Consider the following 24,754-nt stretch of genomic DNA (forward strand, 5'->3'; position numbering starts at 1 on the left):
CTGCCCTCGCCGTTTGGGATCGAATTGGATTACCCATGGTACGTAGCGCACCGCCCGGATTTGTCGCCGGGTAGCCGGGATGCGACTTCACGGTGTCTGATCAGCGTCGGGTGGTTGTGTGGGCTGTTGGCAGGCCATTTCTGAGGCTCTTTTTGAGGCCTGAGCCGCTGGGCTGCCGGGGCGTTTGCGCTGCACCCAGTTCTCGATGTTGCGTTGCGGACCCGCCGACACTGCCAGCGCCCCCGGCGGGACATCCTCCCGCACCACTGTGCCGGCCCCGGTATACGCGCCGTCGCCGATGGTTACTGGGGCCACGAACATGGTGTCGGACCCGGTCCGTACGTGCGAACCGACGGTGGTGCGCCGTTTGGACGTACCGTCGTAGTTGACGAACACGCTGGAGGCGCCGATGTTGCTGTACTCGCCGATGTCGGCGTCGCCGACGTAGGTCAGGTGCGGCACCTTGGTGCCGGTGCCGATGGTGGAGTTCTTGACCTCGACGAACGCGCCCAGCTTGCCGTCGGCGCCCAACGCGGTTCCGGGCCGCAGGTAGGTGAAGGGCCCGACCGCGGCGCCATCCCCAATCGACGACGACGAACCGTGGGTGCGCACCACCGAGGCACCGTCGCCGACGGCGACGTCGGTCAGGGTGGTGTCGGGACCGACGACACAGCGACCGCCGATCTGGGTGCGGCCCAGCAACTGGGTACCCGGGTGAATGACGGTGTCGCGGCCGATGGTGACGTCGACGTCGATCCAGGTGGTAGCCGGGTCGACGACGGTGACGCCGGCCAGCTGGTGAGCGGCCACCACCCGCCGGTTGAGTTCGGAGGCCAGCTCGGCCAGCTGGACGCGATTGTTGACGCCGGCCACCAACGCGCTGTCGTCGACGTGGCTGGCATGTACGGTCTGGCCGTCGGAGCGCAAGATGGCGATGACGTCGGTGAGGTAGAGCTCCTGTTGGGCGTTGTTGGAGCTCAGCCGGCTCAGTGCGGACCGCAGCGCGGCGATGTCGAAGGCGTAGACGCCGGCGTTGACTTCGCGGATTTCCCGCTGCGATGGTGTCGCGTCGGTTTGCTCCACGATCGCCATGACTTCGTGATCCTGGGTGCGCAGGATGCGGCCGTAGCCGAAGGGATCATCCAGCGTCGTGGTCAGCACCGTCACCGCAGCCGACACCGCGCGGTGGGTGGCGATCAAGTCGGCCAGCGTGTCGGCGTCCAGCAGCGGGGTATCTCCCGAGGTGACCACGACGTTGCCGGCGTAGTCATCGGGCAGCGCGGACAGCCCGCAGAGTACCGCATGCCCGGTCCCTAGCGGTCGATCCTGCAGGGCGACGTCGATCGTTCGGCCTAGGGTGTCGGCGAGTTCACCGACTAGCGGCGCGATGCGCTGGTGATCGTGTCCCAGCACCACGATTAGACGCTGCGGCGCCAGCTTGGCGATCGCATGCAGTACATGCGACAGCATGCTGCGACCGGCGAGTGTGTGCAGCACCTTGGGGGTGTCCGAACGCATCCGGGTCCCGGGCCCGGCCGCTAGGACCAGGACCGCGGTGTCACCAGGAAACGTCATCAACCCTCCTTGAAGCTCCGTCGCCAGGACTCGAACCTGAACTATCTGAACCAAAATCAGAGGTGCTGCCGATTACACCACGACGGATTGCACATCGATGTGACTTTAGACGGTGTCAACGCCGTCAGCACAGTCAACGCTGTCGCCGTCTACCCACCGGCCCCACGCAAACCGATACCCTTGTTGATGTGGCCGGACCGGATAAAGGGCCGGATAAGGCGCCGGAAAACCCGACGCGGGTGACGCGCGCCAGGATGACGGGGACCGAGCGCCGTCACCAGCTCATCGGCATCGCGCGATCGCTGTTTGCCGAACGCGGTTACGACGGGACGTCGATCGAAGAGATCGCGCAGCGCGCCAACGTATCCAAGCCGGTCGTCTACGAACATTTCGGTGGCAAGGAGGGCCTGTACGCGGTGGTGGTCGATCGGGAGATGTCGGCGCTGCTGGACGGAATCACCTCGTCGCTGACCAACAACCGATCCCGGGTGCGGGTGGAGCGGGTCGCGCTGGCGTTGCTGACCTACGTCGAGGAACGCACCGACGGCTTCCGCATCATGATTCGCGACTCGCCGGCCTCGATCAGCTCGGGCACCTATTCCAGCCTGCTCAACGACGCCGTCAGCCAGGTCAGCTCGATTCTGGCTGGAGACTTCGCCCGGCGCGGCCTGGACCCGGACCTGGCACCGCTGTATGCGCAAGCATTGGTGGGTTCGGTGTCGATGACGGCGCAATGGTGGCTCGATGCGCGCGAACCGAAGAAGGAAGTGGTGGCCGCGCACCTGGTCAACCTGGTCTGGAATGGCCTGACCCACCTGGAGGCCGATCCGCGGCTACAGGACGAGTAGCGGGCGGGGAAGCCGGGCCCAATGTTGACTAACCTCGGCGCCCTAGAATGGCCGCATCATGACCGCACCGGGGCCTGCCTGCTCAGATACCCCGATCGCGGGGCTCGTCGAATTGGCGCTGAGCGCGCCGACATTCCAACAGCTCATGCAGCGCGCCGGGGGTCGACCCGACGAATTGACGCTCATCGCGCCGGCCAGCGCGCGGCTGTTGGTCGCCAGTGCGCTGGCTCGGCAGGGGCCATTGCTGGTGGTCACCGCCACCGGGCGGGAAGCCGACGACCTGGCCGCCGAACTGCGTGGTGTGTTCGGGGATACGGTGGCGTTGTTGCCGTCCTGGGAGACACTGCCGCACGAACGGCTCTCACCCGGTGTTGACACCGTCGGCACTCGCCTGATGGCGCTGCGCCGGCTGGCCCACCCCGACGATGCCCAGCTGGGCCCACCGCTGGGGGTAGTGGTGACCTCGGTGCGCTCGCTGCTGCAGCCCATGACGCCGCAGCTGGGCATGATGGAGCCCCTCACGCTGACCGTTGGCGACGAATCCCCCTTCGACGGCGTGGTGGCGCGGCTGGTCGAGCTGGCATATACCCGGGTGGATATGGTCGGCCGGCGCGGCGAGTTCGCTGTGCGCGGCGGGATTCTGGACATCTTTGCCCCGACGGCCGAACATCCGGTGCGGGTCGAGTTCTGGGGCGACGAGATCACCGAGATGCGGATGTTCTCGGTAGCCGACCAGCGCTCGATTCCGGAGATCGACATTCACACACTGGTTGCCTTCGCCTGCCGTGAACTGCTGCTGAGCGAGGACGTGCGGGCGCGGGCCGCCCAACTGGCCGCACGGCATCCCGCGGCCGAGAGCACCGTCACCGGCAGTGCTTCCGACATGCTGGCGAAGCTCGCCGAGGGCATCGCGGTCGACGGCATGGAGGCGGTGTTGCCGGTGCTCTGGTCCGACGGGCACGCGTTGCTGACCGATCAGCTGCCCGACGGCACGCCGGTGTTGGTGTGCGACCCGGAAAAGGTGCGCACCCGCGCCGCGGATCTGATCAGGACTGGCCGTGAATTCCTGGAAGCCTCGTGGTCGGTCGCGGCGCTGGGAACTGCAGAAAATCAAGCCCCCGTCGACGTCGAACAACTGGGTGGGTCGGGGTTCGTCGAACTGGACCAGGTGCGGGCCGCGGCGGCCCGAACGGGTCATCCGTGGTGGACGTTGAGCCAATTGTCCGACGAGTCGGCGATCGAGTTGGACGTTCGGGCCGCGCCGTCGGCGCGCGGGCACCAGCGTGACATCGACGAAATCTTCGCGATGCTACGTGCCCACATCGCGACCGGCGGGTACGCCGCGCTGGTCGCGCCGGGCACCGGAACCGCACACCGCGTGGTGGAACGGCTGTCCGAGTCCGACACCCCCGCGGGGATGCTCGATCCCGGCCAGGCGCCCAAGCCGGGAGTCGTCGGGGTGCTCCAGGGCCCGCTGCGTGACGGCGTCATCATTCCCGGCGCCAACCTGGTCGTCATCACCGAGACCGATTTGACCGGCAGCCGGGTCAGCGCCGCCGAGGGCAAGCGGCTGGCGGCCAAGCGGCGCAACATCGTCGACCCGCTGGCGCTGACGGCCGGTGACCTGGTGGTGCACGATCAGCACGGCATCGGCCGGTTCGTGGAGATGGTCGAGCGCACGGTCGGGGGCGCCCGCCGGGAGTATCTGGTGCTGGAGTATGCCTCGGCCAAGAGGGGTGGCGGGGCGAAAAATACTGACAAGCTCTATGTCCCGATGGATTCGCTGGACCAGCTGTCGCGGTATGTCGGCGGGCAGGCGCCGGCGCTGAGCCGGCTGGGCGGCAGCGACTGGGCCAACACCAAGACCAAGGCGCGCCGCGCGGTGCGCGAGATCGCGGGCGAGCTGGTCTCGCTGTACGCCAAACGGCAGGCCAGCCCCGGGCATGCGTTCTCGCCGGACACGCCGTGGCAGGCCGAGCTGGAGGACGCGTTCGGCTTCACCGAGACCGTGGACCAGCTCACCGCCATCGAAGAGGTCAAGGCGGACATGGAAAAGCCGATCCCGATGGACCGGGTGATCTGCGGCGATGTCGGCTACGGCAAGACCGAGATCGCGGTGCGGGCGGCGTTCAAGGCGGTCCAAGACGGTAAACAGGTCGCGGTGCTGGTGCCCACCACGCTGCTGGCCGACCAGCATCTGCAGACGTTCGGCGAGCGAATGTCCGGATTCCCGGTGACCATCAAGGGTCTGTCGCGGTTCACCGACGCCGCCGAGTCCCGCGCCGTGATCGACGGCCTGGCCGACGGGTCGGTGGACATCGTGATCGGCACCCATCGGCTGCTGCAGACCGGGGTGCGCTGGAAGGATCTGGGCCTGGTGGTGGTCGACGAGGAGCAGCGGTTCGGCGTCGAGCACAAGGAGCACATCAAGTCACTGCGCACCCATGTCGACGTGCTGACCATGAGCGCCACCCCGATCCCGCGCACGTTGGAGATGAGCCTGGCCGGGATTCGCGAGATGTCGACCATCCTGACGCCGCCCGAGGAGCGCTACCCGGTGCTGACCTACGTCGGACCGCACGACGACAAGCAGATCGCCGCGGCGCTGCGCCGGGAGCTGCTGCGCGACGGGCAGGCGTTCTACGTGCACAACCGGGTCAGCTCGATCGACGCGGCCGCCGCCCGGGTGCGTGAGCTGGTGCCCGAGGCGCGGGTGGTGGTCGCGCACGGGCAGATGCCCGAGGACCTGTTGGAGACCACCGTGCAACGGTTCTGGAACCGCGAGCATGACATCCTGGTTTGCACCACCATCGTGGAGACCGGCCTGGACATCTCCAACGCCAACACTTTGATCGTCGAGCGCGCCGATACCTTCGGGCTGTCCCAGCTGCACCAGCTGCGTGGCCGGGTGGGCCGCAGCCGGGAGCGCGGCTACGCCTATTTCCTCTATCCACCGCAGGTGCCGCTGACCGAGACCGCTTACGACCGGTTGGCGACGATCGCGCAGAACAATGAGCTGGGCGCGGGCATGGCCGTGGCGTTGAAGGACCTAGAGATCCGCGGTGCCGGCAACGTGCTCGGCATCGAGCAGTCCGGACACGTCGCCGGCGTCGGATTCGACCTGTACGTGCGGTTGGTCGGCGAGGCCCTGGAGACGTACCGGGACGCGTACCGGGCGGCCGCCGACGGCCAAACCGTGAGGACCGCCGAAGAACCCAAGGATGTGCGAATCGACCTGCCCGTTGACGCGCACCTGCCACCGGACTACATCGCCAGTGATCGGCTGCGGCTGGAGGGCTACCGGCGGCTGGCGGCCGCCTCCTCTGATCGCGAAGTGGCGGCCGTTGTGGACGAGCTAACCGATCGGTATGGGGCCCTGCCGGAGCCGGCCCGGCGGCTGGCGGCGGTGGCACGGCTGCGGCTGCTGTGCCGTGGCTCCGGCATCACCGACGTGACGGCGGCGTCGGCAGCGACCGTGCGGCTGTCCCCGTTGACGCTGCCGGACTCCGCCCAGGTGCGGCTGAAGCGAATGTATCCCGGAGCGCACTACCGTGCCACGACGGCCACCGTGCAGGTTCCCATTCCGCGAGCCGGTGGCCTCGGCGCGCCGCGAATCCGCGACGTCGAGCTGGTTCAGATGGTGGCCGATTTGATAACCGCGCTCGCTGGGAAACCGCGCCAGCATATTGGTATAACGAACCCTAGCCCGCCAGGCGAAGACGGCCGTGGTCGCAACACGACGATTAAGGAGCGACAACCGTGATGATTGTCGTCCTGGTCGACCCCCGGCGTCCGACACTGGTGCCTGTTGAAGCGATCGAGTTCCTGCGCGGCGAGGTGCAATACACCGAGGAAATGCCGGTCGCGGTGCCCTGGTCGCTACCAGCGGCTCGTTCGGCGCACGCCGGAAACGACGCGCCGGTGTTGCTGTCGTCTGACCCCAACCATCCTGCTGTCATTACTCGACTGGCCGCCGGTGCCCGGCTGATCTCGGCACCGGATTCTCAGCGTGGCGAACGACTCGTCGACGCCGTCGCGATGATGGACAAGCTGCGCACCGCCGGACCGTGGGAAAGTGAGCAGACTCACGACTCGCTGCGCAGATACCTGCTGGAGGAGACCTACGAGCTGTTGGACGCGGTCCGCAGCGGCAGTGTTGACCAGCTGCGCGAAGAGCTTGGTGATCTCTTGCTGCAGGTCCTCTTTCACGCCCGGATCGCTGAGGATGCGTCGCAATCGCCGTTCACCATCGACGACGTCGCCGACACACTGATGCGAAAGCTCGGCAATCGGGCGCCAGGAGTACTTGCGGGCGAATCGATTTCGCTCGAAGATCAACTGGCGCAATGGGAGGCAGCCAAGGCCTCGGAAAAGGCGCGAAAGTCGGTAGCCGACGATGTCCATACGGGCCAGCCGGCATTAGCGCTGGCGCAGAAGGTTATTCAGCGTGCCCAAAAGGCTGGGCTGCCCGCTCACCTGATCCCCGATGAGATCACTTCTGTTTCGGTTTCAGCTGACGTAGATGCGGAAAACACGCTGCGCACTGCCGTTTTGGACTTTATTGACAGGCTGCGCTGTGCCGAGCGGGCAATTGCCGTCGCACGCCGGGGCAGCAACGTTGCCGAGCAGCTCGATGTGACGCCGCTGGGTGTGATCACCGAGCAGGAGTGGCTCGCGCATTGGCCAACTGCTGTCAACGATTCCCGCGGCGGGTCCAAGAAACGTAAAGGCATGCGATAACCGCCCCGAGTGCGACGGGGTAGTCAACAAACCCATGGGACGATGATCGTGACGGAAGCCGGTATAGGTGCCCTACGAGGGAGAGTTGTGTCGCCGAGACGCTGGTTGCGGGCGGTCGCCGTGATAGGGGCGACCGCGATGCTGTTGGCGTCGAGCTGCACTTGGCAGCTGAGCCTTTTCATCCCCGACGGCGTGCCGCCTCCGCCCGGCGATCCGGTGCCGCCGGTGGATACGCACGCCGGCGGCCGGCCCGCGGATCAGTTGCGCGAATGGGCGGAGAAACGTGCTGCGGCATTGGGAATTCCGGTCATCGCGCTGGAGGCCTACGCCTACGCCGCTCGCGTCGCCGAGGTCGAGAATCCCAAGTGTCATCTTGCGTGGACCACGCTGGCGGGCATCGGGCGGGTGGAGAGTCACCACGGAACCTACCGGGGCGCCACGATTGCGCCCAATGGGGATGTAAGCCCCCCGATTCGGGGCGTCCGCCTCGACGGCACCGGCGGCACCCTGCGCATCGTGGACAGGGACGGGGGCGGCCTGGACGGTGACGCCGCGGTGGAGCGTGCGATGGGGCCAATGCAGTTCATTTCGGAAACCTGGCGGTTGTACGGGGTCGCTGCCAGAAACGACGGCATCGCCAACGTCGACAACATCGATGATGCTGCCCTCTCGGCAGCGGGCTATTTATGCTGGCGTGGAAAGGATCTCGCGACACCGCGAGGGTGGATAACCGCGCTGAGGGCCTACAACAACTCCGTTATCTATGCGCGGGCGGTCCGGGACTGGGCGACCGCGTATGCGGCGGGTCATCCGCTGTAGCAGGATGAACCGCTAACCCAGGCTTTACGCTAACAGCGGTCGGGGCCAGCCAACCCAAGACCGTCCGTGCAGCAGCTACGACGCAAGGAGAACCCAGTGCCGATTATCGAGCAGGTTGGGGCCCGAGAGATCCTCGATTCCCGCGGCAACCCGACGGTGGAGGTCGAGGTGGCGCTTATCGACGGGACATTCGCCCGGGCCGCGGTGCCGTCGGGCGCCTCGACCGGGGAGCACGAGGCCGTCGAGTTGCGCGACGGCGGCGATCGCTACGGCGGCAAAGGCGTGCAAAAAGCCGTGCAGGCTGTTCTTGATGAGATCGGCCCGGCCGTCATCGGACTCAACGCCGACGACCAGCGATTGGTCGACCAGGCGCTGGTGGACCTAGACGGCACCCCCGACAAGTCCCGGCTGGGCGGCAACGCGATCTTGGGTGTCTCGCTCGCTGTTGCCAAGGCGGCGGCGGATTCGGCGGAGCTGCCGTTGTTCCGTTATGTCGGGGGGCCAAACGCGCACATTCTGCCGGTACCGATGATGAACATCCTCAACGGCGGCGCACACGCCGATACCGCTGTCGACATTCAAGAGTTCATGGTGGCGCCAATTGGCGCGCCCAGCTTCGTCGAGGCGTTGCGCTGGGGCGCTGAGGTGTACCACGCGCTCAAGTCGGTCCTGAAAAAGGAGGGGCTGTCCACCGGCCTGGGCGACGAAGGCGGCTTCGCCCCGGATGTGGCCGGCACCACCGCGGCGTTGGACCTGATCAGCCGGGCCATCGAGTCGGCGGGCTTGCGACCCGGCGCCGACGTGGCGCTGGCCCTGGACGCGGCGGCCACCGAGTTCTTCACCGACGGCACCGGCTACGTCTTCGAGGGCACCACCCGTACCGCAGACCAGATGACCGAGTTCTACGCGGGCCTGCTCGGCGCCTACCCGCTGGTGTCGATCGAAGACCCACTGTCCGAAGACGATTGGGACGGCTGGGCCGCGCTGACGGCCTCGATCGGTGACCGGGTGCAAATCGTCGGCGACGACATCTTTGTCACCAATCCCGAGCGGCTCGAGGAGGGCATCGAACGGGGCGTGGCAAATGCGTTGCTGGTCAAGGTGAACCAGATCGGGACGTTGACCGAGACACTCGACGCGGTCACGCTGGCTCACCACGGCGGATACCGCACGATGATCAGTCACCGCAGTGGCGAGACGGAGGACACCATGATCGCCGACCTCGCGGTGGCCATCGGCAGCGGGCAGATCAAGACGGGCGCGCCTGCTCGCAGTGAGCGCGTCGCAAAATACAACCAGCTGCTGCGGATCGAAGAGGCGCTTGGCGACGCGGCCCGCTACGCGGGCGACCTGGCATTTCCTCGGTTCGCGTGCGAGACGAAATAGGTACATGCCCGAAGCGAAACGGCCCGAATCGAAGCGCCGGTCGCCGGCATCGCGCCCGGGGAAGGCCGGCGACTCGGTTCGGGGCGGTCGCGCCACCAAGCCTTCCGCAAAACCCTCCACGCCCGCACCGCACGCCAGCCGCAAGACCACTCGCACGCCGCATGAGCACATTGTCGAACCCATCAAACGGGCGATCACCGAATCGGTCGAGAAGCGCTCCGAACAGCGGCTGGGGTTCACCGCGCGGCGCGCAGCGATCCTCGCCGCGGTTGTATGCGTGCTGACGCTGACCATTGCGAGGCCGGTACGCACCTACTTCGCGCAGCGCGCCGAGATGGAACAACTGGCTGCGACCGAGGCCATGTTGCGCCGCCAGATCGCTGACCTGGAGGAACAGCAGGTTAAGCTCGCCGATCCGGCGTATATTGCGGCTCAGGCCCGCGAACGGCTCGGCTTTGTGATGCCTGGAGACATCCCGTTTCAGGTCCAGCTTCCGTCGACGCCGTTGGCGCCGCCGCAACCGGGGTCAGACGCGGCTACTGCGACCAACAACGAACCCTGGTACACCGCGCTGTGGCACACGATCGCCGACGACCCGCACCTGCCGCCTGCCGCGCCACCGGCACCGGAGCCCGGACGTCCGGGCCCGCTGCCGCCGGCCTCGCCAAACCCCGAGCAGCCCGGTGGTTGATCGTGCCGATCTGGAGGTGGTCACGCGGCAACTCGGCCGTGCACCCCGGGGTGTGCTCGCGATCGCCTATCGTTGCCCCAACGGTGAACCCGGCGTCGTGAAAACTGCGCCGAGACTGCCCGACGGCACGCCGTTTCCGACCCTGTACTACCTGACGCATCCGGTGCTCACGGCGGCGGCCAGCAGGTTGGAGACCACGGGACTCATGCGCGAGATGAACCGGCGGCTGGGCCAGGATGCGGAGTTGGCCGCCGCCTATCGACGGGCACACGAGTCGTATCTGTCCGAGCGTGACGCTCTCGAGCCGCTCGGGACAACGGTCTCCGCGGGGGGCATGCCCGACCGGGTCAAGTGCCTGCATGTGCTGATCGCGCATTCGCTGGCCAAGGGCCCGGGGTTGAACCCATTCGGTGACGAGGCGCTGGCGTTACTGGCCGCCGAGCCACGGACGGCCGCGACCCTGGTGGCTGGGCAGTGGCGCTAACCCGGGTCGCCGCGATCGACTGCGGTACCAACTCGATTCGCTTGCTGATCGCCGACGTGGGAGCCGGGTTGGCGCGCGGAGAGCTGCACGATGTGCATCGTGAGACCCGGATAGTGCGCCTGGGCCAGGGAGTCGACGCCACCGGTCGGTTCGCGCCGGAGGCGATTGCGCGGACCCGGACCGCCCTGACCGACTACGCCGAACTGCTGACGTTTCACCATGCCGAGCGGGTGCGGATGGTCGCCACGTCGGCCGCCCGCGATGTGGTCAATCGCGACGTTTTCTTTGCGATGACGGCCGACGTGTTGGGCGCCGCGCTGCCCGGCTCGGCCGCGGAGGTGATTACCGGCGCCGAGGAGGCCGAGCTCTCCTTCCGTGGAGCGGTGGGCGAATTAGGCAGCGCCGGTGCGCCTTTCGTCGTCGTGGACCTCGGTGGCGGTTCCACCGAGATCGTGCTGGGCGAGCACGAAGTGGTTGCCAGCTACTCGGCGGACATCGGATGCGTCCGGCTGACCGAACGCTGTTTGCACTCCGACCCGCCGACGTTGCAGGAGGTGTCCACGGCCCGCCGGCTGGTTCGCGAGCGGCTCGAGCCCGCACTGCGCACCGTGCCGCTGGAGCTGGCCCGGACCTGGGTCGGGCTGGCTGGAACGATGACCACACTGTCCGCGCTGGCGCAGTCCATGACGGCGTATGACGCTGCGGCCATTCATCTTTCGCGGGTGCCCGGTGCTGATCTGCTCGAGGTTTGCCAGCGGCTGATCGGCATGACTCGCAAGCAGCGGGCCGCGCTGGCGCCGATGCACCCGGGCCGGGCCGACGTGATCGGCGGTGGCGCGATCGTGGTCGAAGAGTTGGCGCGCGAGCTGCGCGAGCGGGCCGGCATCGACCAGCTGACCGTCAGCGAACACGACATCTTGGACGGCATCGCGTTGTCACTGGCCGGATAAGTCACATCTGCCACACGCGTATCTGCGCGGGGGGACACTCTTCTGCCCGCCTCGTAGCGACAACCTTGGCCGATGTCAGACCCGCATGGGAATGTTCGGCCATGACCAGACAACTGCATGGAATTGAGCTTCGATACGTGCTCACCCTGCACCTGGCCGTCCATGGACCGGCGGCCATTACCGAAATGATCTAAGGCCTGGGCTGGCACGGCTTTGGAGTCCGGGGCAGGGCATCCAAGGTGGTGTCGGAGGCACTGCGCTGGGAAATCGGACGGGGCCGGGTATACCGGCTCGGGCGCGGACGCTACGGGCCGGGGTACATCCCGCGCTCCACCGAATACCGGATTCACCAACGCGTGTTGGCGTTGCGGGCATCCGCCAACGTGTCGCTGCGAGGCGGGCAAAGTGTACATCCGCTCCCAGCGGAAACGCCTGTGGCAGATGTGATTTAGGCTTCGAAGCGGTAGCCCATCCCTGATTCGGTCAGCAGATGTTTGGGGTGCGACGGGTCATCCTCCAATTTGCGCCGCAGCTGCGCCAGATACACCCGCAGGTAATGGGTTTCAGTCGCATATGCCGGTCCCCACACTTCTTTGAGAAGCTCCCCGCGGCCGACCAACTTGCCGCGGTTGCGGGCCAGCATTTCCAGCATGCCCCACTCGGTCGGCGTGAGATGCACTTCGGCACCGTCTTTGATGACCTTCTTGCCGGCCAGATCGACGGTGAATGAATCGGTTTCGATCACCGGCTGCTCCAACTCGGCGGCCGCGGTGTTACGCCGTACCGCTGCGCGCAGCCGAGCCAGAAACTCGTCCATTCCAAACGGTTTCGTCACGTAATCGTCGGCGCCCGCATCGAGGGCCTGGACCTTGTCCGACGAATCGGTACGCGCCGACAACACGATCACCGGTGCCGTCAACCAGCCACGCAGCCCGCCGAGCACGTCGATACCCGACATGTCCGGCAGGCCGAGGTCGAGGATCACCACATCGGGCGGATGCTCAGCGGCGGCGCGCAGCGCACCCGCACCCGTCGAGGCGGTGATGACCTGGTAGCCACGCACGGTCAGGTTGATACGCAGCGCGCGCAGGATCTGGGGTTCGTCGTCAATCACCAAGACGAGGGTCATGGGCGGTCCTCGGGAGCCGCCAGATCGATCACCACTGTGAGCCCGCCGCCCGGGGTATCGGTAGCCGAAATCGTGCCGCCCATAGCCTCGACGAAGCCGCGTGCCACCGACATCCCCAGACCGACACCGGTGGTGTTGTCGTGATCCCCCGGCCGCTGGAACGGGGCAAAGAGTTGCTCCTCGGTCCCGCGCGGGACCCCTGGGCCCTCGTCGATGACATTAATCAGGACCCGCTCACGCACCCGTCCCGCGTTGACCCGGACCACGCAGTCGGGCGCATATCGCAGCGCGTTGTCGATCAGGTTGGCTAGCACCCGCTCCAGCAACCCGGCGTCGGCCATCGCCACGGCGTCTCCCACGTCGACCTTGACCCGGTCGATGCCGGATCGGTAAAAACCGGTGGCGCCCTTGCCGATGCTGACCAAGGCCCGTTGCACCGCTTCTTCCAGGTATGCCCGGCGCAGCTGGGGGCGAATCACGCCGGCAGCCAACCGCGACGAATCGAGCAGGTTTGCGACCAGGGCGGTGAGTTGGTCGATGGACTCCTCGATGGTGGCCAACAGCTCGGCGGTATCCTCGGGGGAGAAAGCGACGTCTTCGGTGCGCAAGCTGGACACCGCAACCTTGGCCGCCGCCAGCGGGGTGCGCAGGTCGTGGCTGACCGCCGACAGCAGCGACCGGCGCAGCTCATCGGCCCTAGCGATGGCCTCGGCCTGGCCGGCCTCTTCCGCCAGCTCGCGCTGCTTCACCAGACCCGCGGCCTGTGTCGCGACCGCGGTCAGCACTCGGCGGTCGCGGGCGGCCAACTTGCGGCCTGCCATCAGCATCCAAAACTCGTCGTCGCCGACTTCGATTGCGGTGTCGGCGGAGTCGACGTCCCGACACGGGTTTGTCCCGACGCACGCGACGGTTTCGCCTGTCGATGCGCCCTGCCGGACACGCAGCATGGTCACGGCCCGTTGGGAATACGTTTCGCGGACCCGCTGCAGCAGCGTGGCAAGGTCTGCGCCGCGCAACACCGAACCGGCAAACAGGGCCAGCAACTCAGCCTCCTGGGATGCGCGCCGAGCCTCACGGGTTCGGCTAGCCGCGCCGTCCACCAACACCGCCACCGCAACGGCCATCGCCAACAACACGAATTCGGTTACTGCGGCGTCCGGTTCGGCGATGGTCCAGGTGTAGCGGGGCTCGGTCAGAAAGTAGTTCAGCAGCATGCCCGACAGCAAGGCCGACAATGCGGCGGGGGCGACGCCGCCCAGCAACGCCACGATCAGCACGCCGATGAAGAACAACGCGCTCTCGCCGCCGATGCCCATGAATCGGTCGAGCCAGGCCACCGTGATGGCGCAGATCACCGAGGGCACCACCAGCGCGGCCAGCCACGACGCGATATGCCGCTCGCGCGGGGAGACCCGCGACCACCCGGAGGCCCGGCTGGCCGCGGGATGGGTGACCATGTGAACGTCGATGCCGCCGGACTCCTGGACGGTGCGGGCGCCGATCCCCTCGTCAAACAGGCGTGCCCATCGCGATCGCCGCGATGTGCCGACGACGAGCTGCGTGGCGTTCATCTCGCGGGCGAAGTCCAGCAGCGCGGTGGGCACGTCGTCGCCGACCACGGTGTGCATGGTCGCACCGAGGCTTGTCGCCAGCTCGCGGACCCTGCCCAGCTGCGGCGCGGACACCCCCGCCAGGCCGTCGCCACGGATAACGTGAACCACCATCAGCTCGGCGCTGGACTTCGACGCGATCCGCGATGCCCGTCGCACCAACGTCTCCGACTCCGGGCCGCCGGTCACGGCGACGACGACGCGTTCCCGCGCCTCCCACGTGGCGGTGATCTTTTTGTCTGCGCGGTACTTCTCCAGGGCCGCATCAACTTGGTCGGCCAGCCACAGCAACGCGATCTCGCGCAGCGCGGTCAGATTGCCCGTGCGGAAGTAGTTCGACAGCGCGGCATCGACCCGTTCGGCTGCATAGACGTTGCCGTGAGCAAGCCTGCGCCGCAACGCTTCCGGTGTGATGTCGACCAGCTCGACCTGATCGGCCGCGCGGACGATCTCGTCGGGGATCTTCTCCTTCTGCTCGATGCCGGTGATTTGCTCCACGACATCGTTTAGGCCCTCCAAGTGCTGGATGTTGACCGTCGAGATCACCGTGATGCCGGCGTCGAGGATTTCCTGAACGTCCTGCCAGCGCTTGGGGTTCTTGCTGCCAGGTGTGTTGGTGTGGGCGAGTTCGTCCACCAGCACCACCTGAGGATGACGTCGCAGTACTGCCTCCACATCGAGTTCGGGAAACCTGGCACCCCGATATTCGACGTAGCGCGGCGGGATCATCTCGATGCCCTCGAGCAGTTTCGCGGTCTTGTTGCGTCCGTGTCTCGACGACCGCGGCGACCACGTCGGTGCCGCGCTCCAGCCTGCGGTGCGCCTCGCCGAGCATGGCGTAGGTTTTGCCCACGCCGGGGGCCGCGCCCAGATAGATCCGCAGCTGCCCGCGCTTGGTGGTCACATGCTCAATCATCCACCGGTAGGGCGTAAAGATCGCGCAAAGATCGGCGAAGAGCAACGTCACGGTCGTGTTCCTGGGGGGCCCGGCAACTACCATCCTGCTGGGCTATCTGATGCGCTGCGATGCCGGTGCACAAGAATCGAGAGGACTCACATGGCCGACTTGGTGTTGGTGCTGACCGTGATGGCCTTTGCCGGGCTTTGCCTGCTCTACGTCCGTGGCTGTGAACGGATCATTCGCCGCGACGAAATCGGGGAAACAACAGTCGAACTCACGCGAGCGCCGGCCGAATGGCGATGACTACGGTCGACAACATCGTCGGGTTGGTGATCGCGGTGGCGCTAATGGCGTTCCTATTCGCGGCGCTGCTGTTTCCGGAGAAGTTCTGATGTCCGGGACGAGTTGGTTGCAGTTCGCGGCGTTGATCGCGGTGCTGTTGCTCACCGCGCCAGCGCTGGGCGGCTACCTGGCCAAGATCTACGGCGACGAGGCCAAAAAGCCCGGCGATCGGGTGTTTGGGCCGATCGAGCGCGTGATCTACCAGGTATGCCGAGTCGATCCCGGCAGCGAGCAACGGTGGAGCACCTATGCCCTGTCCGTGCTTGCGTTCAGTGTTATGTCCTTCCTGCTGCTGTATGGGATCGCGCGGTTTCAGGGCGTGCTGCCGTTCAATCCGACGGACAAGCCGGCGGTGACCGACCATGTCGCCTTCAACGCCGCGGTCAGCTTCATGACCAATACCAACTGGCAGTCCTACAGCGGCGAAGCCACGATGAGCCACTTCACCCAGATGACCGGGCTGGCCGTGCAGAACTTCGTCTCCGCGTCCGCCGGCATGTGCGTGCTGGCGGCCCTGATCAGAGGTCTGGCCCGCAAACGGGCGAGCACGCTCGGCAACTTCTGGGTAGACCTCGCCCGCACCGTGTTGCGCATCATGTTTCCGCTGTCGTTCGTGGTGGCGATCCTGTTGGTCAGCCAGGGCGTGATCCAGAACCTGCATGGTTTCATCGTCGCCAACACGCTGGAGGGCGCCCCCCAGCTCATTCCAGGCGGGCCGGTGGCCAGCCAGGTCGCGATCAAGCAGCTCGGCACCAACGGCGGCGGGTTCTTCAACGTGAACTCCGCGCATCCGTTCGAAAACTACACGCCGATAGGCAATTTCGTCGAAAACTGGGCGATCCTGATCATCCCGTTCGCGCTGTGCTTCGCCTTCGGCAAGATGGTGCACGACCGTCGTCAAGGCTGGGCGGTGCTGGCCATCATGGGCATCATTTGGATCGGAATGTCAGTCGCGGCAATGTCATTCGAGGCCAAGGGCAACCCGCGGCTGGATGCGCTGGGGGTGACACAGCAGACGACGGTCGACCAGTCCGGCGGCAACCTGGAGGGCAAGGAGGTGCGCTTTGGCGTCGGTGCGTCTGGGTTATGGGCGGCGTCGACGACCGGCACCTCCAACGGCTCGGTCAACTCGATGCACGACAGCTACACACCACTGGGCGGCATGGTCCCGCTGGCGCACATGATGCTCGGCGAAGTCAGCCCGGGCGGCACCGGCGTCGGATTGAACGGCCTACTGGTCATGGCGATCCTGGCGGTTTTCATCGCCGGCCTCATGGTAGGCCGGACACCGGAGTATCTCGGCAAGAAGATCCAGGCCACCGAGATGAAGCTGGTGACGCTCTACATCCTGGCGATGCCCATCGCCCTGCTGAGTTTCGCCGCCGCGTCGGTGCTGATCTCCTCCGCGCTGGCGTCGCGGAACAACCCTGGGCCGCATGGTCTTTCGGAGATTCTATACGCCTACACGTCGGGCGCGAACAACAACGGGTCGGCCTTTGCCGGTCTGACCGCGTCTACCTGGTCATATGACACCACGATCGGAGTGGCGATGTTGATCGGTAGGTTCTTCCTGATCATTCCGGTGCTGGCGATCGCCGGCTCCCTGGCACGTAAAGGCACGACGCCGGTTACCGCCGCCACCTTCCCGACGCACAAGCCGCTCTTTGTTGGCCTGGTCATTGGGGTCGTACTGATCGTCGGCGGCCTGACGTTCTTCCCCGCCCTGGCGCTGGGGCCGATCGTCGAGCAGTTATCGACCCAGTGATGATCGCACGCATGGAGACCTCCGCAACCGCCGCGGCAGCGACGTCGGCACCCCGGCTCCGGCTGGCCAAGCGCTCGCTGTTCGATCCGATGATTGTGCGCTCGGCGCTGCCCCAGAGCCTGCGCAAGCTGGCTCCGCGGGTACAGGCCCGTAACCCGGTCATGTTGGTCGTGCTGGTCGGTGCCGTGATCACCACACTGGCGTTCCTGCGCGACCTCGCATCCTCGACAGCCCAAGAGAACGTCTTCAACGGTCTGGTCGCCGCGTTCCTCTGGTTCACCGTCCTGTTTGCCAACTTTGCCGAGGCCATGGCCGAAGGACGCGGCAAGGCTCAGGCGGCGGCGCTGCGCAAAGTCCGGTCCGAAACGATGGCCAACCGGCGCACGGCTGCGGGCAACATCGAATCGGTCCCTTCGTCGCGGCTGGACCTCGACGACGTGGTGGAGGTTTCGGCTGGCGAAACGATCCCGTCGGACGGCGAGATCATCGAAGGCATTGCCTCCGTCGACGAGTCTGCGATCACCGGCGAATCGGCACCGGTGATCCGCGAGTCGGGCGGCGACCGTTCCGCGGTGACGGGTGGCACCGTGGTGCTGTCGGATCGGATCGTCGTGCGGATCACCGCCAAGCAGGGACAAACATTCATCGACCGGATGATCGCGCTGGTGGAGGGCGCCGCACGGCAGCAGACACCGAACGAGATCGCGCTGAACATCCTGCTGGCTGGGCTGACGATCATCTTTTTGCTCGCGGTGGTGACGCTGCAGCCGTTCGCCATCTATTCCGGCGGGGGACAGCGGGTGGTCGTGCTGGTGGCGTTGCTGGTGTGTCTCATTCCGACCACGATCGGTGCGCTGCTGTCCGCGATCGGCATCGCGGGGATGGACCGGCTGGTGCAACACAACGTGCTCGCCACATCTGGGCGGGCGGTGGAGGCGGCCGGCGACGTGAACACGCTGCTGCTGGACAAGACCGGCACCATCACCCTCGGTAACCGGCAGGCCACCGAGTTCGTGCCGATCAACGGTGTGAGTGCCGAGGCGGTCGCCGACGCCGCCCAGCTGTCGAGCTTGGCCGACGAAACTCCGGAGGGCCGCTCGATCGTCGTGCTGGCGAAGGACGAGTTCGGGCTGCGCGCCCGCGACGAGGGCGTGATGTCACACGCCAGGTTCGTGCCGTTCACCGCCGAAACCCGGATGTCCGGGGTCGATCTCGCCGAGGTTAGCGGCATCCGTCGGATCCGCAAGGGTGCCGCGGCTGCGGTGATGAAGTGGGTTCGCGATCACGGTGGCCACCCCACCGAGGAGGTGGGTGCCATTGTCGACGGCATCAGCTCCGGCGGGGGGACACCCCTAGTCGTTGCGGAATGGACCGATAACAGCAGCGCGCGGGCCATCGGCGTCGTCCATCTGAAGGACATCGTCAAGGTGGGCATACGGGAACGCTTCGACGAAATGCGCCGAATGAGCATCCGCACCGTGATGATCACCGGTGACAACCCGGCGACCGCCAAGGCGATTGCACAGGAGGCCGGCGTCGACGATTTCTTGGCCGAGGCCACGCCCGAGGACAAGCTTGCGCTCATCAAGCGCGAACAGCAGGGCGGTCGGCTGGTCGCCATGACGGGTGACGGGACCAATGACGCACCCGCGCTCGCGCAAGCCGATGTCGGGGTGGCGATGAATACCGGCACCCAGGCGGCCCGGGAAGCCGGCAACATGGTCGATCTCGACTCCGACCCCACCAAGCTCATCGAGGTCGTGGAGATCGGCAAGCAGCTGCTGATCACGCGGGGCGCGCTGACGACGTTTTCGATCGCCAACGACGTCGCGAAGTACTTCGCCATCATCCCTGCCATGTTCGTCGGCCTGTATCCGGTGCTCGACAAGCTGAACGTCATGGCGCTGCACTCACCAAGGTCGGCGATTCTGTCGGCGGTCATCTTCAATGCGCTGGTGATCGTCGCCTTGATTCCATTGGCGTTGCGGGGCGTGCGGTTTAGGGCGGAAAGCGCGTCGGCGATGCTGCGGCGCAACCTGCTGATCTATGGGCTGGGCGGTCTCGTCGTCCCGTTTATCGGCATTAAACTGGTCGATCTCGTCATCGTCGCCCTCGGGGTGTCCTGATGCGTCGTCAATTACTGCCCGCGCTCACCATGCTGTTGGTGTTCACCGTCATCACCGGCATCGTCTACCCGCTTGCCGTGACCGGCGTCGGGCAACTGTTCTTCGGTGACCAGGCGAACGGCGCGCTGCTCGAGCGGGACGGGCAGGTCATCGGCTCCGCCCACATCGGCCAGCAGTTCACCGCCGCGAAGTACTTCCACCCGCGCCCCTCGTCGGCAGGCGACGGTTACGACGCTGCGGCGAGCTCGGGCTCCAACCTGGGACCGACGAACGAGAAGCTGCTGGCGGCCGTCGCTGAACGGGTCACCGCCTACCGCAAGGAAAACAATCTGCCGGCCGATACGCTGGTTCCGGTCGACGCGGTTACCGGCTCGGGTTCCGGGCTGGACCCGGCCATATCGGTGGTCAATGCCAAGCTGCAGGCACCGCGGGTGGCGCAGGCGCGCAATATCTCGATAAGGCAGGTCGAGCGTCTGATCGAGGACCACACCGACGCGCGTGGTCTCGGCTTCCTGGGCGAGCGCGCGGTGAACGTGCTCAGGCTGAACCTCGCATTGGATCGCCTCTGACTCTCAGGCGGTAGTGGCGATCTGCTGCTCGATCATCGGGAGCCGCACCCGAAACACCGTCTGGCCGTTGCCCGACTCGGCCGTGACCGAGCCGCGATGCGCCTTGACGATCGAGCTGACGATGGCCAGGCCCAAGCCGTGGCCGGACCCATTGGACCGAGACTTGCTGGCCCGCACGAACCGGTCGAAGAGGTGGGGCAGGATCTCCGGGTCGATGTCGGGGCCGTCGTCGGTCACCGACAATTCAACACACGGCGCGTTGGGACCAGTGCGGTGGCAGGTGATCCCGATGGTCACTGTGACGCCGGGCTGGGTATGCACCCAGGCATTGGTGAGTAGATTGCTGACGAGTTGATGCAAGCGGGCATGATCCCCGTTGACCCAGACCGGCTCGTCGGGCAGATTCTTCACCCAACGGTGGGTGGGCGCCGCAACCGCCGCGTCATTCACCGCGTTGATGACCAGGTCGGTCAGGTCGAGGTCCTCGGTTTCTAGATCTTCGCCCTCGCTGAGACGGGAGAGCAGCAGCAGCTCGTCGACCAGCAGCGTCATCCGCCGCGCCTCGGATTCGATGCGGGCCAGCGCGTATTCGGTGGTGGGCGGTAGGTCCGAGCTATCCTGACGTGTCAGTTCGGCATAGCCCTGGATCGCCGCCAGGGGAGTACGCAGCTCGTGGCTGGCGTCGGTGATGAACTGCCGCATCCGCAGATCGGAATCGACGCGATGCGCCAGCGCACCATCGACGTTGTCCAACAAGCGATTCAGCGTGTGCCCGACGATTCCGACCTCGTTATCCGGGTCGGTATCCCCCGGACGGACTCGCACGCTGATCTGGTGGTCGTCATCGGTAAGTGGCATGGTGGCGACCTCGGCGGCGGTCGCGGCGACCCGGCGCAGCGGGCGTAGCGCATATCCCACCACCCACACCGTCAGTGCTGCGGTAACCACCAGTGCGGCCCCAACAAGCGCGACGGTGGTGACTTTCTTGCGGGCGATGATCTGGTTGGCCAGGCTTAGCGATACGCCGACGAACAGTCGATCGGCGCCAGCGGCGCTGCTGTCAACCTGGTAGGCGCCCAGGCTGCCCAGGCTTTCGACACGCGGCGGGCCGCCGTCCCACACTTGCGCTTCGATCGCGCGGATGACGTCGGGCGGAGCGGGTCGTGCTCCGTCTTCGGAGAAAACGGCCGATCCGATCACCACGCCGTCGTGCAGCACGGCAATGAGGTTTCCGGGCGTCTGGCCGGTGAACTCCAGCACCGCTTGTGACATCGGGAGGTTGCCGGTGGGCGTGGATGTTTGCGCACTGTCGCGGTATCTGGTGTAAGAGTGGTTCAACGCGTGCAGGCATTCGACTAGCTCGGCGTCGTTCATCGCGGTGACATAGCCGCTTAGGCTCAGCACGGAGACGACACCGACGGCCACCAGCACAACGGTAACGACCGCCAACACGCCGAGCAGCAATTGCTGGCGTAACGAGCGGGGTCGCCAGCAGGGGGCTTTTCTGGACCGAGTGTTTCGGTCCGGGATCATGCCAGGCTCATTCCGGCGGACGCAGCATGTATCCAATGCCGCGGACCGTATGGATCATTGGCTCCCGGTCGGAGTCGATCTTCTTCCTCAGATAGGAGATATACAGGTCGACAATGCTGGTGCGGCCTGCGAAGTCGTAGTTCCAAACCCGATCCAGGATCTCGGTACGGCTCAGTGCTCGTCGGGGATTGCGCATCAGGAATCGAAGCAGTTCGAACTCGGTCGAGGAGAGCGAGATCGGCGTACCGTCGCGGGTTACCTCCCGGCTGGCCCCGTCGAGCGTAAGGTCTCCGACCCGGAGTGCCTCATCGGCGGGCCTTTCCAGATGGCTGGAGCGGCGCAGCAACCCGCGCAACCGGGCGACCAGCTCCTCGAGGCTGAACGGCTTTGTCATGTAGTCGTCGGCGCCCGAGGTCAGACCGGTGACCCGGTCCATCACGGAATCGCGCGCGGTGAGGAACAGCGTGGGTGTGTAGACGTCGGATTCTCGGACCCGTCGCAGGATTTCCAACCCGTCCACATCGGGAAGCATGATGTCGAGGACCAGCACATCGGGGCCGACCTTGTCGAACTTGGCTATGGCCTCTTGCCCGTCGTGGGCGACTTCGACATCCCAGCCTTCGTAGTGCAGCGCCATCTTGACCAGATTGGTCAGCGCTGGTTCGTCATCGACCAACAACACCCGGATCGGTGATCCATCCGCGCGATGAATCCGTGGCAGCTGCCCCAGGATGGCTTGCCGCGGACGTTGACTGCGCGTGTACCCCGACATCGTCGTCATGCTCCCGTATCCTCTCAAGTCCTGTGCAAGCGCACATGCAGTTGTCACGGGATTCATAAATTTTTCAAATGTCGCTTATGTAGTTACTTCGGCCTGAAAAGGTGACCGGGCGGGATGTCGGGCTTCGGCGGTGAGAAAGCGGATCTCGGTTTCCGGGTATACGGAGCCCCCGGTGGACCGGTTATGCGGGGAGGGCGCTGATCGTGACCAGGTTGTGGGCGAACACGCCGTGTCCGACCCAGGTCCGGGTGCCTTCGAGACCGCCGATCCGGCCGCGGTCCCAGCCGTAGCCGCGTTTGAGGTGGCTGATCCGGCCTTCGCATCCGGTCCGCCATTTGATGGTGCGGCGGAACGCTTTTCGGTGTTCTTCGGCGCGTCGATCCTGCGAAGGTTTGCCTTTGCGCGGGATCAGCACATTCTTGACGCCCACCTCGGTGAGCTGCTGGTCGACGGCGGCTTCGCCATAGCCGCGGTCGGCGGTGACGGTGCGCGGCGTGCGTCCGGCGCGCTTTTTCACCCACGCCACCGCTGGCGCCAGCTGCGGCGCATCGGGTGGGTTGCCCTGCTGCACAGTGTGATCCAGCACAATCCCGTCATCGTTGTCGACGACCTGGGCCTTGTGCTCAAACTCGACCGGCTTACCGAGCCGACCCTTGGTGATCGGGGCGGGCATCACCGTCGTGCAGGCTGACCCGTCGACTCGCCCCGTCCGAAGTGATGCCCGCGACCCGCTGGCGGGTCTGCGCCACAATCTGACGCGTCGCGTTGAGCAGCTCGGTTAGGTCGTTGACCGCGCGCACCAGCCCACCACAGCGGCGACCCGCGACCGCATCACGCTCACCGCGGGCGGCCAGCGCGGCGGCCTTGGCCTTGGCCCGGAGCACCGCCTGCTTGGCGTTGTCCAGCAGCTGCTGGGCCTCCTGAGCAGCGGCTTGGGCCAGCTCGGCCAGCTCGCCGGTGAACCTCAGTACCGCGGCCCGCGCTTCGTCACGCCCCAGCTCCGCACGCGAGCGCAGTTTCGCTGCGACCGCGTGCGCGCGCCGACCGGCCGCGCGGGAGCGGTCGCCAACCCGGGTGCGCACCGCGCCGCCAGCGGCCTGAATCCGTTTGCCGGTTGCGGCGATCCGGCGCATTGCCTTGGCCAACAGACCCAAGTCGGTCGGATAAGACACGTTCGCCCGCGCCACCGTGGTATCGGCCCGGATCCGATTGGTGCCCAGCAGCTTGGCCTCGGCCGCCTTGGCCAACAATGCCTCGTTGAGCCCGTCGATCGCCGCCGATCCGCAACGCGTGGTGAGCTTCATCAATGTGGTCGGATGCGGCACCGACCCGTCCAGCGCAATGCGGCAAAACCGCCGTCAGGTGATCGAATCAGCCACCTCCCGGCACAGCGACTCATAGCCCAGCCGGTAGCGGAACTTCACAAACATCAACTGCAGATAGACCTCCATCGGCGTCGACGGCCGGCCCCTGCGCGGGTCGAAGAACGGCACGAACGGGGCGAAGAACGCCGGATCGTCCAACAATGCGTCCACCCGGGCCAGTTCCTCGGGCAGTCGGCGCACCTCGTCGGGCAGCAGCGACTCCCACAACCAGCACTGATCGCCTAAAGTACGAAACACGATGGCCTCAATCCCTTCCGCAACAAGGGCATTGAGGCCATCTTCCCAGTTCAGCACCATCCGACCGGGGATCAACGCGCCGACTTTAGCAGGTCGAAGTAGTTAGTCGTTCAGATAACAACGTGGCCACACACCAACCGGTGTGCGGCCACGTTGTAATTGACGGCGCGGGCCTTAAGCCAGCTTTAGGCCCAGCTGGAGCCGACGGCGCTGTCGGTTTGTGCCATGTTGTTGCCGGCAGCCTGCACCTTCTGCCCGTGGGCGTTGGCCTGCTCGTAGATCACCTGGAAGTTACGGCCCAGCTGGGTAATGAACCCCTGGCAGGCCGCCGAACCGGCGCCGCCCCAAAAGTCACTCGCGGTCAACACATCAGAAATGATGGCCTGATGCTCGGCCTCCAGCGACCCGGCCAGAGCGCGGATCATGGCGCCGTGAGCGTCGACGTCCCCGAATTGATAGTTGATGGTCATGTGTCCTCCTGAGTCGTCGGGCCGGGTCAGCTGCTGAGGATCTGCTGGGAGGCCTGCTCTTGCTGTTCGTAGTTGTTGGCGTCGCGAACCAGCCCGTCACGCACCCCGTGCAGCATGTTCACGATGTTGCGAAACGCCTGATTCATCTGGGTCATGGTGTCTAGCGAGGTCGCCTCGGCCATGCCACTCCAGCCCGCGCCCGAGATGTTTTGCGCGGACGCCCACATCCGGCGAGCCTCGTCCTCCACCGTCTGGGCGTGCACCTCAAAACGGCCCGCCATGTCCCGCATCGCGTGCGGATCCGTCATAAAACGCGAGGCCATGCTGCTGTCTCCTTGTCTCGAAGTCGTCACGTTGTTGAAGTTCTAGCGGCTGTGATCGGCGCGGTGGTGGCCGCGTGGCGGACAGGTTAT

Annotated in this window: 20 protein-coding genes, 1 tRNA gene and 2 pseudogenes; 13 read left to right on the forward strand and 10 right to left on the reverse strand. The window is 66.0% G+C overall.

Annotated features, from left to right (window positions below; all coding sequences use genetic code 11):
- Positions 1 to 87: 87 nt before the first annotated feature.
- Together glmU and FF952_RS05435 are read right to left on the reverse strand one after the other, a co-directional pair.
- On the reverse strand, positions 88 to 1,575 hold the full coding sequence (gene glmU, locus FF952_RS05430; protein ID WP_003405267.1) for a bifunctional UDP-N-acetylglucosamine diphosphorylase/glucosamine-1-phosphate N-acetyltransferase GlmU: 1,488 nt from the start codon (positions 1,573 to 1,575) through the stop codon (positions 88 to 90).
- 15 nt (positions 1,576 to 1,590) lie between these two features.
- Positions 1,591 to 1,662, reverse strand: a tRNA-Gln gene (locus FF952_RS05435).
- Positions 1,663 to 1,829: 167 nt separating this feature from the next.
- Between FF952_RS05435 and FF952_RS05440 the strand changes: the two genes are divergently transcribed.
- The 8 genes from FF952_RS05440 to ppx2 all read left to right on the forward strand — a co-directional run bounded on the left by FF952_RS05440 (position 1,830) and on the right by ppx2 (position 11,493).
- Positions 1,830 to 2,423 (forward strand): TetR/AcrR family transcriptional regulator, encoded by a 594-nt coding sequence (locus tag FF952_RS05440; RefSeq protein ID WP_003405271.1) that lies wholly within the window; start codon positions 1,830 to 1,832, stop codon positions 2,421 to 2,423.
- 58 nt (positions 2,424 to 2,481) lie between these two features.
- The gene (gene mfd / locus FF952_RS05445; protein WP_003904532.1) at positions 2,482 to 6,186 is read left to right on the forward strand and encodes a transcription-repair coupling factor; all 3,705 of its coding nucleotides are present in this window, start codon (positions 2,482 to 2,484) and stop codon (positions 6,184 to 6,186) included.
- Entirely contained in the window at positions 6,186 to 7,163 is a 978-nt protein-coding gene (locus FF952_RS05450; RefSeq protein WP_003405276.1) for a nucleoside triphosphate pyrophosphohydrolase, read from the forward strand. Before mfd ends, FF952_RS05450 begins: the two co-directional genes overlap by 1 nt.
- Positions 7,164 to 7,250: 87 nt before the next feature.
- Positions 7,251 to 7,982: a lytic transglycosylase domain-containing protein gene (locus FF952_RS05455; RefSeq protein ID WP_003405288.1), complete on the forward strand. Its 732-nt coding sequence runs from the start codon at positions 7,251 to 7,253 to the stop codon at positions 7,980 to 7,982.
- Positions 7,983 to 8,078: 96 nt separating this feature from the next.
- Complete coding sequence (eno, locus tag FF952_RS05460; protein ID WP_003405290.1) at positions 8,079 to 9,368, forward strand: phosphopyruvate hydratase; 1,290 nt, start codon at positions 8,079 to 8,081, stop codon at positions 9,366 to 9,368.
- Between the two features lie 4 nt (positions 9,369 to 9,372).
- A complete protein-coding gene (locus tag FF952_RS05465) occupies positions 9,373 to 10,059 on the forward strand; it encodes an FtsB family cell division protein (RefSeq protein ID WP_003405293.1) in 687 nt (228 codons plus the stop codon).
- A complete protein-coding gene (locus tag FF952_RS05470; protein WP_003405296.1) occupies positions 10,052 to 10,543 on the forward strand; it encodes a DUF501 domain-containing protein in 492 nt (163 codons plus the stop codon). Before FF952_RS05465 ends, FF952_RS05470 begins: the two co-directional genes overlap by 8 nt.
- Positions 10,534 to 11,493, forward strand: a complete 960-nt coding sequence (gene ppx2 / locus FF952_RS05475; RefSeq protein WP_003405299.1) for an exopolyphosphatase Ppx2 — start codon at positions 10,534 to 10,536, stop codon at positions 11,491 to 11,493. Before FF952_RS05470 ends, ppx2 begins: the two co-directional genes overlap by 10 nt.
- Positions 11,494 to 11,941: 448 nt before the next feature.
- Here the strand turns inward: ppx2 and kdpE are convergent, their stop codons facing one another.
- The 3 genes and pseudogenes from kdpE to kdpD form a co-directional block, all read right to left on the reverse strand.
- On the reverse strand, positions 11,942 to 12,622 hold the full coding sequence (gene kdpE, locus FF952_RS05485) for a two-component system response regulator KdpE (protein WP_003405305.1): 681 nt from the start codon (positions 12,620 to 12,622) through the stop codon (positions 11,942 to 11,944).
- Positions 12,619 to 14,193, reverse strand: a complete 1,575-nt coding sequence (locus tag FF952_RS20705; protein ID WP_349875720.1) for a DUF4118 domain-containing protein — start codon at positions 14,191 to 14,193, stop codon at positions 12,619 to 12,621. The genes kdpE and FF952_RS20705 overlap by 4 nt, the downstream gene beginning before the upstream one ends.
- A pseudogene (gene kdpD, locus FF952_RS20710) lies at positions 14,185 to 15,232 on the reverse strand (sensor histidine kinase KdpD); the annotation flags it as partial. The gene FF952_RS20705 and the pseudogene kdpD, both read right to left, overlap by 9 nt.
- A gap of 57 nt (positions 15,233 to 15,289) precedes the next feature.
- Here kdpD and FF952_RS05495 point away from each other — a divergent pair.
- Genes FF952_RS05495 through FF952_RS05515 form a run of 5 tightly spaced genes read left to right on the forward strand, consistent with a single transcriptional unit; the run spans position 15,290 to position 19,935 of the window.
- Complete coding sequence (locus FF952_RS05495; protein WP_003405313.1) at positions 15,290 to 15,436, forward strand: hypothetical protein; 147 nt, start codon at positions 15,290 to 15,292, stop codon at positions 15,434 to 15,436.
- Positions 15,433 to 15,525, forward strand: coding sequence for a K(+)-transporting ATPase subunit F (gene kdpF / locus FF952_RS05500; RefSeq protein ID WP_003405316.1), 93 nt, complete (start codon positions 15,433 to 15,435; stop codon positions 15,523 to 15,525). Before FF952_RS05495 ends, kdpF begins: the two co-directional genes overlap by 4 nt.
- The gene (kdpA, locus tag FF952_RS05505) at positions 15,525 to 17,240 is read left to right on the forward strand and encodes a potassium-transporting ATPase subunit KdpA (protein WP_003405318.1); all 1,716 of its coding nucleotides are present in this window, start codon (positions 15,525 to 15,527) and stop codon (positions 17,238 to 17,240) included. The genes kdpF and kdpA overlap by 1 nt, the downstream gene beginning before the upstream one ends.
- Positions 17,237 to 19,366: a potassium-transporting ATPase subunit KdpB gene (gene kdpB, locus FF952_RS05510; RefSeq protein ID WP_003405320.1), complete on the forward strand. Its 2,130-nt coding sequence runs from the start codon at positions 17,237 to 17,239 to the stop codon at positions 19,364 to 19,366. The genes kdpA and kdpB overlap by 4 nt, the downstream gene beginning before the upstream one ends.
- Positions 19,366 to 19,935, forward strand: a complete 570-nt coding sequence (locus FF952_RS05515; RefSeq protein WP_003405322.1) for a K(+)-transporting ATPase subunit C — start codon at positions 19,366 to 19,368, stop codon at positions 19,933 to 19,935. The genes kdpB and FF952_RS05515 overlap by 1 nt, the downstream gene beginning before the upstream one ends.
- Before the next feature lie 3 nt (positions 19,936 to 19,938).
- Here the strand turns inward: FF952_RS05515 and trcS are convergent, their stop codons facing one another.
- The 5 genes and pseudogenes from trcS to esxJ all read right to left on the reverse strand — a co-directional run bounded on the left by trcS (position 19,939) and on the right by esxJ (position 24,664).
- Positions 19,939 to 21,468: a two component system sensor histidine kinase TrcS gene (gene trcS, locus FF952_RS05520; RefSeq protein ID WP_003903290.1), complete on the reverse strand. Its 1,530-nt coding sequence runs from the start codon at positions 21,466 to 21,468 to the stop codon at positions 19,939 to 19,941.
- Between the two features lie 7 nt (positions 21,469 to 21,475).
- A complete protein-coding gene (gene trcR, locus FF952_RS05525; protein ID WP_003405328.1) occupies positions 21,476 to 22,249 on the reverse strand; it encodes a two-component system response regulator TrcR in 774 nt (257 codons plus the stop codon).
- 181 nt (positions 22,250 to 22,430) lie between these two features.
- Positions 22,431 to 23,871 (reverse strand): annotated as a pseudogene (locus tag FF952_RS05530) (ISNCY family transposase).
- 185 nt (positions 23,872 to 24,056) lie between these two features.
- Complete coding sequence (gene esxV / locus FF952_RS05535) at positions 24,057 to 24,341, reverse strand: type VII secretion system protein EsxV (RefSeq protein WP_003405333.1); 285 nt, start codon at positions 24,339 to 24,341, stop codon at positions 24,057 to 24,059.
- A gap of 26 nt (positions 24,342 to 24,367) precedes the next feature.
- Complete coding sequence (esxJ, locus tag FF952_RS05540) at positions 24,368 to 24,664, reverse strand: type VII secretion system ESX-5 protein EsxJ (RefSeq protein ID WP_003405345.1); 297 nt, start codon at positions 24,662 to 24,664, stop codon at positions 24,368 to 24,370.
- Positions 24,665 to 24,754: the final 90 nt, after the last annotated feature.

This window comes from Mycobacterium tuberculosis complex sp. N0072 (assembly GCF_030323725.1).
GTDB classification, from domain to species: Bacteria; Actinomycetota; Actinomycetes; order Mycobacteriales; family Mycobacteriaceae; genus Mycobacterium; species Mycobacterium tuberculosis.